Source organism: Aequorivita sp. 609 (assembly GCF_014212065.1).
Taxonomy (GTDB): Bacteria; Bacteroidota; Bacteroidia; order Flavobacteriales; family Flavobacteriaceae; genus Aequorivita; species Aequorivita sinensis.
The window spans coordinates 46,305-60,362 of record NZ_JACJVM010000032.1 but is presented as its reverse complement, the minus strand read 5'-3'; the positions used below and the strand labels follow the sequence as shown (position 1 = coordinate 60,362).

Here is a 14,058-nt window from a genome sequence, read left to right as displayed (position 1 = left end):
CGACAGATCTTCTGCGCAGTCTCCACCACAGAAGAAGACGGACCAATAACTATAGAGCAGATCTCTCCAGTTATATTTACTTTGGGCTCCCAATTTGGGCAGAGCTTCATTAAGAATCTTATCTATTTCTTTATTATCGAGTTCTTCAATTACAAAATTTAAGCCCCCAAAGGCCGAGATTCCGTTGGATTTTAATATCTTCATAACTGCTAATTAAGTATCACCAATTTAGGTGATTACAATAAAACCGTAAAGCCTTAATCATTAAAGCTTTACGGTTTTTATTAACAATCAGTTGCGGATTTGAGATTGTATCGCGTGGTATGGCTTTCAAAGTATTACTGTAGTGGTAAATTTTAGAGTAAATAAAAACCCTCCAAAAATTCAAGGAGGGCTTTGCAATTACTTGATTATCTGTAATTTACGACTTACTAGTGTCGTTTAGCTTAATTCTTTCTTCTCTATTTGCAAGTTCCCAAGCTGTTAAGAAGATAAGTTTGGTGCGTCTTTCTAACAAGTCGTATTCAATTTTGTCAGGAGTGTCAGATATTTTGTGATAATCTTCGTGAACTCCGTTAAAGTAAAATATTACTGGAACATTATTCTTAGCAAAGTTGTAGTGGTCGCTTCGGTAGTAAAAGCGATTAGGGTCGTTAGGATCGTCATATTTATAGTCAAGTTCCATGTTGATATACTTTTCATTTACCTCTTCAGAAACATCTTGTAATTCTTGACTAAGTTTATTACTTCCTATTAAATAAAGATAATCAGGGTTGTCTTTTTTATCTGGGTCTATTCTTCCAATCATATCTATATTCAGATTGCTCACAGTGTTTTCCAATGGGAAAATTGGATTTTCGGAATAGTAACGAGACCCATAAAGTCCAATTTCTTCTCCGGTAACATGAAGGAAAACCACAGAGCGCTTAGGTCTGTATCCATCTTTTACTGCTTGTTGGAAAGCCTTTGCAATCATCATTATTGCTACAGTTCCACTACCATCATCATCGGCACCGTTAAAAACATTTCCTTCTTTATCCATCCCTACGTGATCTAAGTGAGCCGAGATAACAATTACTTCTTCTGGTTTTTCTGAACCTTTTATATATGCAATAACATTTTCAGAAGCTTTGGCGTCACCTCTTCCTTGAAAATAACTAGCAGGAACAACTTGGTAATAATTGTCTTTCTCAATTGGTGACTTTATTCCGTGTTTAACATAAAAATCGCGAATGTATTCCGAAGCCATTTTTTGTCCCTTAGAACCTGTCATTCTACCTTCCATTTCATCGCTAGCATAAATGTAAAGGTGTTCTTTTAGTTCTTTAGCGGTTATGGTGTTGGCGTATTTTAGATTGTTTTCTGTTGAATCGGTTTTAGTTTGTTTCTGAGTAGCGTTACATGATAGAATTAACGAAGAAAAAACTGTCAGAAGTAATAGTTTCATAGGTTGTATTAATTTAATTTATTCGTGGGAAATAAGTTCGTAATGGTTTGGTGAAGTACCATCACCATCAGCTTTGTTGTATTTAAAAGTGTGGACTTTTACTATTTCGTTACCATCGCGATCTTGTGATTTGATTGTGATTTTCACCAAATAATTCACTCCAATTGTCCCGTCTTCAACGTCGGTTTCTGTGACTTCAATATTTTCATTATTGAATTTTGTTCCTTCAGGTAATTCTAGTTTTTCAATGGCATCTTTTTTTGCCAATTCACGAATAACAGCTTCTCTGTCACTTTCAGTAGCACAGGATACTATTATTAACGATAATAAGATAAATGCAAGTTTTTTCATCATTTTACATTTTTAGGTTAATTGGTAAAGATAAAATAAGTTGTAAGTCTTAATGTAAAAGTTTTGTGAAAAAGACCAGACAAAACTTTAGATACGACTTATAGTAGTAGCATTTCTTATATTTGCAGAAATTTTGTAATTATGAAAGTAGAACAAATATATACCGGATGCCTTTCACAAGGCGCATACTATATTGAAAGTCAGGGTGAAGTAGCGATTATCGACCCATTAAGAGAAACAAAACCATATCTCGAGCGTGCTGAAAAAGACAACGCTAAAATCAAATATATTTTTGAAACCCATTTCCACGCCGATTTTGTTAGTGGGCATTTAACGCTTTCGCAGCAATCAGGAGCGCCAATTGTATATGGTCCGTTAGCTAATCCTTCTTTTGAAGCAATTGTAGCAAAAGACAATGAAGTATTTAAATTAGGCGATGTAACCATAACTGCAATTCATACTCCAGGACACACTATGGAAAGCACAACGTATTTGCTGAAAGACGAAAATGGAAAGGATTACGCTATTTTTAGTGGAGATACTTTGTTTTTAGGTGATGTAGGACGTCCTGATCTTGCACAAAAAGCGAATGAAGTTACTCAAGAAGACTTAGCGGGAATCTTGTTTGATAGTCTTCGAAACAAAATTATGCCATTAGCCGATGATGTTATTGTTTACCCTGCTCACGGAGCTGGTTCTGCCTGCGGGAAGAATATGATGAAAGAAACGGTTGACACTTTAGGAAATCAAAAACAAATGAACTACGCTTTACGTGCAGATATGACGCGTAAAGAGTTTATAAAAGAAGTTACCGACGGTTTAGCCCCGCCTCCTTTGTATTTCCCGATGAACGTAAAGATGAATCGCGAAGGTTATTCAGACTTTAATGAAGTACTTGCTGAAGGAACGAAAGCATTAGATCCAGAAACTTTTGAAAGAGTTGCTAATGAAACAAATGCGATAGTATTGGACGTTCGTCATCAAAATGACTTTATTTCAGGTCATATTCCACGTTCTATATTTATAGGGTTAGATGGTGGATTTGCTCCTTGGGTGGGCGCTTTGCTTGCCGATGTAGAACAAAAAATACTGTTAGTAGTTGCTCCGGGTAGAGAAGAAGAAGCTGTTACACGATTATCTAGAGTTGGTTTCGATAAAACTTTAGGTTACTTAGAAGGTGGCGTAGCTGCTTGGGAAAAAGCAGGTAAGGAAATCGACACCTTAACGTCAGTTTCAGCGGAAACTTTAAAAGAAAAAATGCAATCTAATGTACCTATTGTGGATGTTCGTAATGATGGTGAATATAATACGGCTCATATTCCACAAGCCAAACATGCTCCTCTTGGTTTCTTAAACGATTATTTAGATGGTTTGCCAGAAAATGAACCATTTTACTTGCACTGTGCAGGCGGATATCGTTCAGTAATTGCAGCCTCTATTTTAAAAAGTCGAGGAATTCATAATGTAGTAGATGTTGCCGGAGGATTTAAAGCTATTAAAGAAGCTGGAATTCCAGTGGAAGCTTAATTTAATACTATTAAGATTTAAATAGAAAACCCCGAGTCAAAAACGATTCGGGGTTTTCTATTTATTTATGCAACATTCTAATGGTCGGCAATATCTTCAAGCGTTCTCACTTTCTTTAATGTACCGTAAATTTCGGTAGCCTGTTTTTGAACTACTTCAGCAATTTTAGGTGGGAAATTTTCGTGCTTTAGTTTGTCTTCGTATTCATCCCAACTCGCTTTTTCACCTCTTATACATTCTTCTAAGATTGCTTCATCGTCGTGCCCTGTAAATGCACTTTTAACATCTATCCAAGTTCGGTGAAGATCTCCTGCAAAACTTCCCTTTTCCTTAGGTTCTTCATTTAAATTGATAATTTCATTAGTAAGCTCGGTTGCAAAACGACTCCTTTGAACGGCTTGTTGTTTTAAAAATGATTTTAATTGAGGCGTTTTTGCATCAGTCATTGCTTTTGTAAACCCTTTTTCAGCATCGTAATTCTTTTCTAGAAGCTCTTGTAAATTGTTAACCAGGTTATCGTGGTTGTCTTCTCTTGCTTTTTCATTTGTAGTTTTCATAGTTTTCTTTTTTTGGTTGATATAAAGATACTTGAAGTATCTACTTGAGTATCTTACAGTTTTCTTAATTGAGAAGTGTTTAACAAATGTTGTTAAGATTTGTGCAATTCATATTTTAAGAATATTGTTTTTACGTTTAAATATGGATTCAAGTTAATTTTCTATCTTTCAATTAAAAACTATGGACTTAAAAACAAACGAGCCTTTTTGGTTAATAAAAAATGAATTCCCTCAGAGTTATCCATCACTTCGGGAATCTATCTCTTCAGAAATTCTAATAGTTGGAGCAGGGATAACAGGAGCACTAGTTGCCTATAAACTTTTAGAAGAAGGTAAAAAAGTGGTCATGGTGGACAAACGTGATATTTGTAACGGAAGCACAGCTGCTAGTACTTCGATGTTGCAATATGAAATCGATGAACCGCTACATAAATTAATCGACCTTGTGGGTGTCACCATTGCGGTATCAAGCTATCAAAATTGTGAAAAATCTATTTCGGACCTCGAACTAATTGTAAAAAAAATTAAAAGTAAATGTGGGTTTACGAAAAAGAAGAGCGTCTATTTTACTTCCACTAAAAAGGATGTTACTTTTCTTAAAGAAGAGTTTGAAGCCCGTCAACAACACGGGTTTAAGGTGAAGTGGCTTTCCAAAGAAGATTTACGTGAATTAGGATTAAATGCTTATGCTGCCATCGAGTCGGAATCGGGCGCGGTGATGGATGTTTATCGATTTGCCCACGATTTGTTGAAGTATTGTACCAAAAAAGGGTTGCAAATTTATGATAAAACAGCGTTGAATAATGTGAAATTTAAAGATGAAAAGGTGATTGCTACTGTAAATCATGATTTTACTATTGAAGTAGATGACATAGTTCACTGTACAGGTTATGAAAGTGTAGAAACTGTAAAGGAGGAAATAGTTGAATTAAAAAGCACTTATGCTCTAGCGTCTGAAGCATTTAAAGCCGTTCCAAAAGCATTTAAAGATAGAATTTATTGGAATACCGATGAACCCTATTTATACTTCAGAAGCACTGATGACGGACGAATAGTAATGGGTGGTGGTGACCGAGACTTTAAGAATGCAGCGAAACGGGATGCATTGCTTTCAAAAAAAGAAAAAGCCTTAACTAAAAGTTTTAAAAAGTGTTTTCCTGAAATTCCATTTATTGCAGATTACACTTGGGCAGGAACTTTTGGAGAAACAAAAGATGGTTTGCCTTATTTTGGAAAAACAGATTCTAATAAAAACGAACATTATGTATTAGGATTTGGTGGCAATGGAATAACATTTAGTGTAATGGGAATGGACGCTGTGATTAACTCTATCAACAAAACCCCGCATCCTTATTTAGAATATTACAAGTTCGATAGGTGATAATTGTTGATGCTAATAACTTTTTATTGTTATTCATTAAATTGTATTTTGTAGCCCCTAACCAAAGCGAGTATGAAATCACTTTTAACAATAGCAATTAAAGCAGCCTTAGTTGCAGGTGCTGAAATTTTAAAAATTTACGAAACCGATTTTAATGTTGAAACTAAAGATGACGCATCCCCTTTAACACAGGCCGATAAAAATGCAAATACTGCTATAATGAAGTATCTGCTCACTACTGATATTCCAATTATTAGCGAAGAAAACCGTCAGTTAGATTATGAAGAACGAAAAGACTGGAAACGTTGTTGGATTGTAGATCCGCTAGATGGTACAAAAGAATTTATAAAACGAAATGGTGAATTCACTGTAAATATTGCATTAGTTGAAAATGGCGCTCCGATATTAGGTGTGATTTACGTTCCAGTTTCAAAAGAGCTTTATTTTACTTTGGAAACAGGAAATGAGTCAAGAAAAGTAATTATTTCTTCTGAAGATGATTCGGTTGAAGAAATTTTCGCAAAAGCAGAAGCGATAAAACCTTCGACTATAACTTCAGAAGTAAAAATAGTTGGAAGTCGATCGCATTTAAATAAGGAAACAGAAGACTTTATTTCTGAAGTAAAAAAGAAACATAAGGTTGAAATAGTTTCTAAGGGAAGTTCATTAAAATTTTGTTTGTTAGCTGAAGGTTTGGCGCATCTATATCCGCGATATGCCCCTACTATGGAATGGGATACAGCCGCAGGACATGCAATTTGCAAAGCAGTTGGTATAAGTGTTATTGACCAAACAACTGGCAACGAAATGATTTATAACAAGCCTAATTTATTGAACAACTATTTTGTTGCAGAAGTTTGATGAAGGATCCTTCTAGAAAACGACATATTGCAAAAGCCTTAACCTGGAGAATAGTTGGGTCTGTAGATACCGTGTTTCTATCATGGTTAATTACAGGAAACCCTATGACGGGTTTAAAAATAGGTTTCGCCGAGGTAATAACGAAAATGGTACTGTATTACTTACACGAACGAGTTTGGTTTAATATCAATCTTTCAAAAAGTGGATTGGTTCGCGAAAACAAAATGCGGCATTTAGCAAAAACTATTACTTGGCGAATGGTGGGAACAGCAGATACTATGGTTTTAGCTTGGCTTTTAACCGGTAACCCTTTAACTGGAGTTAAAATAGGTCTAGCTGAACTTTTAACCAAAATGATTTTATACTATATTCACGAACGAATTTGGTATAGAATTGATTATGGTTTGATTGATAGGGTGGAGATGTGAGGTTTGAGATGGGAGTCTTGAGACGTGAGACTTTAGACGTGAGATAATTAAAAATTCAGAATGTAGAATTGTGAATTATGAATCTTGTTTATATAAAGATTAATGGCATTAGATAGGAAAAAGGGTAGAGGAGATTTTAGTTGTAAAAAAATACAGCTATTGGTTAAGTTGAAAAAAGAATAAACGAAATATCTGTTTTAATAATGAAAGAAAATATTATTCCACATAATTTTAGTGTTTCTCAAAATGAAAGGAGTGATTTAAAAGAGCAGAAGCCAATGTTGCTTTGGTTTACAGGGCTATCGGGGTCTGGAAAATCTACTCTTGCCGATGCCTTAGAGCGCGCTCTTTTTCAACGCAATATGCACACCTATCTTTTAGATGGTGATAACGTTAGAGGTGGGTTAAACAACAACTTGACATTTTCACCTGAAGATAGAACGGAAAATATCCGACGTATAGCCGAAGTAGCCAATTTAATGCTAGATGCAGGTTTGATAGTTTTGGCTTCATTTATTTCGCCTTATAGAGAGGATCGAGAAATGGTAAAACGGATTGTAGGGTATAAAAACTTTATAGAAGTATATGTAAACACTCCAATTGAAATATGTGAAAGCAGAGATGTTAAGGGTTTATACGCTAAAGCTCGAGCAGGAGAAATTAAAAACTTTACCGGTGTAGATGCACCTTATGAGCCCCCTATGGCAGCAGATATTGAAATAGACACTTCTCAGATTTCGGTGGAAGATGCGGTTTTATTAATTTTGAATGAGATTGATGATAGAGTAAAGTAAAGGACGGAAAAACAGAGAGCAGAGAAAAGAGAACAGAGAGCAGGGAATATAGAAAAGAGAGCAGAGAAAAGAGAGTAAAGGAGGATATTTTTTTATGCCTCGGATAAATTAAATGCAAATGAATAAGTATTATTTAAATTATTTAGATGAATTAGAATCTGAAGCTATTTATATTCTTCGGGAGGTATATGCGCAGTTTCAGAATCCTGTAATACTGTTTTCTGGAGGAAAAGATTCTATTCTTGTAACCCATTTAGCAAAAAAAGCATTTTACCCTTGTAAGATACCTTTCCCTTTACTGCACATTGATACAGGACATAATTTCCCAGAAACCATTCAGTTTAGAGATGATTTAGTGAAGAATTTAGGAGTACAGTTATTAGTAGGTTCGGTGCAAGAATCTATTGATGCGGGCCGTGTTGCTGAAGAGAGGGGAAAGCACGCTACTCGTAATGCCTTGCAAATAACAACTTTATTGGACGCTATTGAAAGCAATAAAATTGATTGTGCTATTGGTGGCGGCAGACGCGATGAAGAAAAAGCTCGAGCAAAAGAACGTTTTTTTTCACATAGAGACGATTTTGGACAATGGGACCCAAAAAATCAACGTCCAGAGCTTTGGAATATTCTTAATGGAAAACATTTTGAAGGGGAACATTTCCGTGCCTTCCCAATAAGCAATTGGACCGAGATGGATGTTTGGAATTACATCAAAAGAGAACAAATTGAAATTCCTTCCTTATATAAAGCCCATAATCGTGAAGTAGTATGGCGAAGTGATTCTTGGATTCCAGTTTCTGAATACTTAAAACTTGAGGAAAACGAAAAGATTCACACTAAGAAAGTTCGTTTTAGAACCCTTGGTGATATCACTATTACAGGTGGCATTGAATCGGATGCTGATACTTTAGATAAGATTGTTCTAGAAGTAGCAGCTATGAAACAAACTGAACGCGGCAATCGTACCGATGATAAAAGGAGCGATACAGCAATGGAGGACAGGAAAAGAGAGGGGTATTTTTAAATTAAGAATTTAGAATTAAGAATTCAGAATTATGGATTTACTTACTTGAAGTTTATGAGTTATGAGTTAGGAGTTATGAGTTATGAGTTCAGAGTTATGAGTTATGAGTTATGAGTTCAGAGTTATGAGTTAGGAGTTCTGACGAAATCGTGATACAGGACGTTGAGTGGTAGTTTCAATTTCATGAGACAAAAGTTTAGCTTCTTTCAACTTGGTTTTTGAATCTTGCTTATGATTAATGAAGGATTTTGGGAGAAGAACACTATTAGATAATATTCAATATAATATAAACTGTGATAAGCATTTATAATGGAAATAGATAAGAATCAGTTATTGAGATTCACGACTGCGGGGAGTGTAGATGATGGGAAGAGTACTTTAATAGGAAGGCTACTGTACGATAGCAAAGCTATTTTTGAAGATCAGTTGGAATCGGTAGAAAATACAAGCCGTAAAAAAGGACACGAAGGAATTGATCTTGCATTGTTTACAGATGGTTTACGCGATGAACGTGAGCAGGGGATTACTATAGATGTTGCTTACAGATATTTTACAACTCCCAAACGTAAATTTATCATTGCCGATACTCCAGGGCACATACAATACACCCGAAATATGGTTACGGGAGCTTCTACAGCAAATGCTGCGTTAATTTTAATTGATGCGCGACACGGGGTAATAGAACAAACTAAACGTCACGCATTTATAGCTTCCCTTCTACAAATTCCTCATATTATTGTTTGTATCAATAAAATGGATTTAGTGGACTATTCCGAAAAGGTCTATGAGAATATCGTTAGTCAGTTTGAAGGCTTTTCTTCGAAACTTATTGTTAAGGACATTCAATTTCTTCCTATAAGTGCATTAAATGGTGATAATGTAGTAAATCGTTCAACAAATATGGATTGGTATCAAGGCCCACCTTTATTACATGCCTTAGAAACTATGCATATTGGGAGTGATATCAATAAAATTGACGCTCGTTTTCCGGTGCAAACGGTTTTACGTCCGCAACGAGAAGGTTTTATAGATTATAGAGGATATGCAGGTAGAGTTGCTAGCGGGATTTTTAGAATAGGAGATGAGGTGGTTGTTATGCCATCTGGATTTAGTTCTAAAATTAAGAGCATCGATACTATGGAAGGCACGATGGAGGAAGTGTTTGCACCTATGAGTGTTTCTATTACTTTAGAGGATGATATCGATATTAGTCGTGGTGATATGATTGTAAAGCAAAACAACCAACCTAAAGCCTTGCAGGAATTTGACGCCATGCTGTGTTGGTTTAATACTTCTGCAGCCAAACCTAGGGCGAAATACACTATAGTTCATACCTCAAACGAACAAAAGGCAATGATAAAAGATGTGATTTATAAAATAGATGTCAACACTTATGCCCGTCAAGAGGAGGATAATACCTTAAATATGAATGATATTGCCCGAATTACCATTCGCACTACACGCCCTTTGATGGTAGACGAATACCGCGACAACCGAATTACAGGAAGTTTTATCTTAATAGAAGATTCAACACATGAGACGGTAGCAGCTGGGATGATTGTTTAGCTTTAGCGATAATTATCAAAAAAATAGGATATAATTTAGTGTTAATAAGATTAGCATTCAATAAAAATTATCTTATTTTTGCCCCTTATAATTCGAATATTTATAAAATAAATTTATAATACTTTTAAACTAATCAACATGAAGTTAGTGAATATCAAGTTTCTTTCAATTGCCGCATTCTTATTGATTGGCATAACAGCAACAGCACAAAAAGGTGATAGACAATATAATAACTGGTCTATAGAAGCCCAAACAGGATATCACGTTCCTTTAGCTCCAAATAAATTTGTAGAATTAGGAGATTATGACGGGGCATTTAAGCAATTTCAAGCTGGTGTGCGTTATATGATAACAGATACATATGGTGTAAGAGCACATTATTCATTCTTAAATTTTGAAAACCCTGAAGTACAAGGTGGTGGGGTGAAATATAATAGAGTAGCCCTTGAAGGTGTTGCTAATGTGTGGAAAGTTGCAAAAGTTGAAGGTGAATTTAAAGAAAATATCGGTCTTTTATTTCACTTAGGTGCTGGAGTTACTTTTGCTAACCCGAGTACTGTTACCGGAACAGATCACATAGGAAATATTATTGTTGGATTTACGCCTCAATTTAGAATTTCTGATAATTTTGCTTTGTTTGCAGATATATCTTATATGGCTAATATCAAGCAGCATTACTCTTATGGAGGTGAGCTTTTCGACCTTGGTTATAAGCACGAAACAGGTGGTTTAGTGAATTTAAGTTTAGGTCTAAGTGTCAGCTTTGGAAATAGAGAAGAGCACGCAGACTGGTATTATGACAATTAATTTTTCCAAAAAATAATTTAATTGGCCTGTGCCATTTATAAAATATGAATTAAAATGGTCTTTTTTGAAACTCAAAAAAGACCATTTTTTTTTCAACCTCAAATTTACGGCTTTATATCTCAAAATTAAATTTATAATACTACTTAAAATGTTATATAAAAAATAATAAAAACAATTATCTATCTTTGAAAATTTGGTGAGAAGGATGGTAAAAATCTTTTTACAGTGCTTAATTTACTGAGTTTATTCGTAGTTAATAATGTAAATTGTCGCCAAAATAATAAACCCTTTTAATGTTTTACTAAATATATGTTTGATTGGATTCCAATAGAGGTTTATACACCTATACACTATATTGTTTTGCTCTTTTTGGTATTAATAACCTTTATTCATTCTCAAAGTAATGCTATTAACAGTAATGAGAATTTTAGATATATGAAGGTAATGGGTTGGTGCTATCTAATATTTATTATTTTATATGTGGGTTTGCGACCAATTAGTGGAGTGTTTGTGGATATGACAACCTATAATAGGATTTTTGAATATTATCAAAGTGGAGGGCAAATTATATCTACTAAAGATATTTTATATCATTTGTTTACAAAGGCTTGTTCTCAAATAATGAGTGCTAATTTTTATTTTCTTACTTGTGCAATTTTATATATTTTACCATTTGCGGTAATAAGTAAAAAATGGTTTAAGGATTATTGGTTTTACGGATTTTTGTTCTTTGTATCATCTTATGCGTTTTGGGCTTTTGGGACTAATGGAATCAGAAATGGATTTGCGGGCTCAATTTTTTTATTAGGAATGTCTCGGGAGAAAAAATTATGGCAAATTGTAATTATTTTAATTGCTATAAGTTTTCACAAATCAATGGTATTACCAGCTGCTGCTTTTTTACTAGCTAATTTTTATAATAACCCGAAAGTGTTAATATATTTTTGGGCATTTTGTATCCCATTGTCATTAATTGCTGGAGGAGCTTTTATAGATTTTTTTGCAGGTTTTGGGTTTGATGAAAGGACAAGTTACCTAACACAAGAAAATATTTATAATGTTGAGTTTGCGAGTACAGGCTTCCGTTGGGATTTTTTGTTGTATAGTGCTACGGCAGTGTTTGCGGGTTGGTTCTATATTTTTAAGAGAAAGTATAAAGACAAGATTTATTTTTGGCTGTTTAACACTTATATTTTGACCAATGCTTTTTGGATCTTGGTAATTCGTGCTCAGTTTTCAAACAGATTTGCGTACTTATCCTGGTTTATGATTAGCTTAGTAATTCTCTATCCTTTATTAAAAAAATATATTGTCGACAAACAACATAAAAAAATAGGGTTACTATTAGTAGTATATTATTCTTTTACATTTTTAATGAATTTTATTTTAGTAGGTTTATAGATAATTTAAAAAGAGTTATTAATAGTGAATAATTCATAGTTTAGAGCTATGTGCTTTATCATTTATATATTTTACAGAATTAATGTATAAGAATATATTAAAACCGTTGTTCGATTTTTTAGCTGCTTTTATTGGGTTGATTATTTTATCCCCAATATTTTTAGTTGTTACAGTTGGTTTGGGAATTGCAAATAATGGTAAGCCTTTCTTTTTCCAGCGTAGACCTGGGAAGAATGAGAAAATTTTTAAAATAATTAAGTTTAAAAGCATGAACGATAAAAAAGATTCTAAAGGGAATCTTTTACCTGATTCCGCTCGCTTAACAAAAATTGGGAGCTTCGTGCGAAAAACCTCCTTAGACGAAATCCCGCAGCTTATTAACGTGCTTAAGGGCGATATGAGTTTTATCGGACCAAGGCCGTTGTTGCCAGAATACTTACCTTTATATAATGAAACGCAACGCCATCGTCATGATGTAAAACCAGGAATAACTGGTTGGGCGCAAGTAAATGGTAGAAACACTGTGTCTTGGGAAAAAAAGTTTGAATATGATGTTTGGTATGTCAACAATCAAACGTTCTTACTTGACCTTAAAATATTTATTATGACAATTAAGAAAGTATTTATAAAAGAAGGAATTAGTCAAGAAGGGCAAGTTACTGCCGAATCATTTAAAGGAAATTAGCATGATTCTATACGGGGCAAGTGGGCATTGTAAATCTGTTATCGATATAGCAGAGTCGATAAATCAAAAGATACTCTGTATCTATGACGATAACCCTAAAACTGATACTATATTCGAGATTCCTGTGAAAAAATTTTTAAGTGTGAACACTGAAACTGATAATAATTGGGTGATTTCAATTGGGAATAATAACACTCGAAAAATACTAAGTTCAAAATTAAAAGTTTCTTTTGGAAGGTTGCTCCATAAATCTGCTAGTATTTCCTCTAGATCTTCTTTAGAATTAGGTACAGTTGTAATGGCGAATACAGTGATTAACGCTAATGTAAATATAGGGGAACATTGTATTATTAATAGCGGAGCTGTAATTGAACACGATTGTGTTCTAAAAAATTTCGTTCATATATCTCCGAATGCTAGTTTAGCGGGGGAAGTTGTAGTGGGGGAAGGAGTACATATCGGTATAGGTGCTAGTGTTTTACAAGGGGTAAAAATTGGAAAGTGGGCGGTAATTGGTGCAGGAGCAGTAATTACTAGAGATGTACCTGATTTTGCAGTTGTTGTAGGCGTGCCAGCGAAAATTATTAAGTATACAGAGCATAATGATTACTAAAAGACTTTTTGATTTAGTCTTTTCAGTGATCGGTCTGCTAATTTTTGGTTTAATAATTTTATTTTTAATCATTATAGCTTCCATAGATACAAAAAGTCAAGGTGTATTCTTACAAAAGCGTATAGGTCAATTCGGTAAACCCTTTACAATATTTAAAATACGAACCTTTTCAAAAGATGGAGATATTTCTACTTTTGGGAATTTTTTGCGAAAATATAAATTAGACGAACTTCCCCAATTAGTAAATATTCTTTTAGGGCAAATGAGTTTTGTAGGCCCACGCCCAGATATTCCGGGATATTATGATACCTTAGAGGGTGAGGCTAAAAAAATTATTACACTAAAACCTGGCTTATTTAGCTGGGCAGCACTAAAGTATTACAATGAAGAAAATCTATTAAAATCTCAAGACAATCCCCAATATTATAATAACAATATAATTTTTCCAGATAAAGTGTCGATGAACTTGGAGTATTTTTATAAGCGTTCACTAAAGGAAGATCTTAAAATTTTATTAGCGTCAATTAAAAAAATAATTTCCAATTTAATTTCTTCCTAATTTATAAGCAAAAGATTCTTATTTTAGAATTAGTCCTGTGTTTTAGTTCGTAGGAGA

General features: G+C 34.2%; 15 protein-coding genes and 1 pseudogene. 12 read left to right on the top strand and 4 right to left on the bottom strand.

Annotation, left to right across the window (positions count from 1 at the left end; translation table 11 throughout):
- From H4O20_RS08950 to H4O20_RS08940, 3 genes and pseudogenes are all read right to left on the bottom strand, one after another.
- Nucleotides 1–204: pseudogene (locus tag H4O20_RS08950) on the bottom strand (hypothetical protein); the annotation flags it as partial.
- Nucleotides 205–421: 217 nt separating this feature from the next.
- Nucleotides 422–1,447 carry a M28 family metallopeptidase gene (locus tag H4O20_RS08945; RefSeq protein ID WP_185099034.1) on the bottom strand — a complete coding sequence of 342 codons (1,026 nt, stop codon included), beginning with the start codon at nt 1,445–1,447 and terminating at the stop codon, nt 422–424.
- An 18-nt stretch (nt 1,448–1,465) separates the two neighbouring features.
- The gene (locus H4O20_RS08940) at nt 1,466–1,801 is read right to left on the bottom strand and encodes a hypothetical protein (RefSeq protein ID WP_165149660.1); all 336 of its coding nucleotides are present in this window, start codon (nt 1,799–1,801) and stop codon (nt 1,466–1,468) included.
- Between the two features lie 138 nt (nt 1,802–1,939).
- On the opposite strand from H4O20_RS08940, the gene H4O20_RS08935 reads away from it, so the two are divergent.
- Complete coding sequence (locus tag H4O20_RS08935) at nt 1,940–3,325, top strand: rhodanese-like domain-containing protein (RefSeq protein ID WP_185099033.1); 1,386 nt, start codon at nt 1,940–1,942, stop codon at nt 3,323–3,325.
- 77 nt (nt 3,326–3,402) lie between these two features.
- Here the strand turns inward: H4O20_RS08935 and H4O20_RS08930 are convergent, their stop codons facing one another.
- Nucleotides 3,403–3,882, bottom strand: coding sequence for a PA2169 family four-helix-bundle protein (locus H4O20_RS08930; RefSeq protein WP_139855635.1), 480 nt, complete (start codon nt 3,880–3,882; stop codon nt 3,403–3,405).
- A 181-nt stretch (nt 3,883–4,063) separates the two neighbouring features.
- Here H4O20_RS08930 and H4O20_RS08925 point away from each other — a divergent pair, with 181 nt between their 5' ends.
- From H4O20_RS08925 to H4O20_RS08875, 11 genes are all read left to right on the top strand, one after another.
- Entirely contained in the window at nt 4,064–5,263 is a 1,200-nt protein-coding gene (locus H4O20_RS08925; protein WP_185099032.1) for an FAD-binding oxidoreductase, read from the top strand.
- 72 nt (nt 5,264–5,335) lie between these two features.
- The gene (cysQ, locus tag H4O20_RS08920; protein WP_185099031.1) at nt 5,336–6,124 is read left to right on the top strand and encodes a 3'(2'),5'-bisphosphate nucleotidase CysQ; all 789 of its coding nucleotides are present in this window, start codon (nt 5,336–5,338) and stop codon (nt 6,122–6,124) included.
- On the top strand, nt 6,124–6,552 hold the full coding sequence (locus H4O20_RS08915; RefSeq protein ID WP_185099030.1) for a DUF2061 domain-containing protein: 429 nt from the start codon (nt 6,124–6,126) through the stop codon (nt 6,550–6,552). Before cysQ ends, H4O20_RS08915 begins: the two co-directional genes overlap by 1 nt.
- 203 nt (nt 6,553–6,755) lie before the next feature.
- Complete coding sequence (gene cysC / locus H4O20_RS08910) at nt 6,756–7,346, top strand: adenylyl-sulfate kinase (RefSeq protein WP_185099029.1); 591 nt, start codon at nt 6,756–6,758, stop codon at nt 7,344–7,346.
- A gap of 118 nt (nt 7,347–7,464) precedes the next feature.
- Nucleotides 7,465–8,370 (top strand): sulfate adenylyltransferase subunit CysD, encoded by a 906-nt coding sequence (gene cysD, locus H4O20_RS08905; RefSeq protein WP_185099028.1) that lies wholly within the window; start codon nt 7,465–7,467, stop codon nt 8,368–8,370.
- Between the two features lie 309 nt (nt 8,371–8,679).
- Nucleotides 8,680–9,936, top strand: a complete 1,257-nt coding sequence (locus H4O20_RS08900; RefSeq protein WP_185099027.1) for a sulfate adenylyltransferase subunit 1 — start codon at nt 8,680–8,682, stop codon at nt 9,934–9,936.
- A gap of 138 nt (nt 9,937–10,074) precedes the next feature.
- Nucleotides 10,075–10,743 (top strand): hypothetical protein, encoded by a 669-nt coding sequence (locus tag H4O20_RS08895; RefSeq protein ID WP_185099026.1) that lies wholly within the window; start codon nt 10,075–10,077, stop codon nt 10,741–10,743.
- 309 nt (nt 10,744–11,052) lie between these two features.
- Nucleotides 11,053–12,144, top strand: coding sequence for an EpsG family protein (locus H4O20_RS08890; RefSeq protein WP_185099025.1), 1,092 nt, complete (start codon nt 11,053–11,055; stop codon nt 12,142–12,144).
- A gap of 82 nt (nt 12,145–12,226) precedes the next feature.
- On the top strand, nt 12,227–12,829 hold the full coding sequence (locus H4O20_RS08885; RefSeq protein ID WP_185099024.1) for a sugar transferase: 603 nt from the start codon (nt 12,227–12,229) through the stop codon (nt 12,827–12,829).
- A gap of 1 nt (nt 12,830) precedes the next feature.
- Complete coding sequence (locus H4O20_RS08880; protein ID WP_185099023.1) at nt 12,831–13,442, top strand: acetyltransferase; 612 nt, start codon at nt 12,831–12,833, stop codon at nt 13,440–13,442.
- The gene (locus tag H4O20_RS08875; RefSeq protein ID WP_185099022.1) at nt 13,432–14,001 is read left to right on the top strand and encodes a sugar transferase; all 570 of its coding nucleotides are present in this window, start codon (nt 13,432–13,434) and stop codon (nt 13,999–14,001) included. Before H4O20_RS08880 ends, H4O20_RS08875 begins: the two co-directional genes overlap by 11 nt.
- Nucleotides 14,002–14,058: the final 57 nt, after the last annotated feature.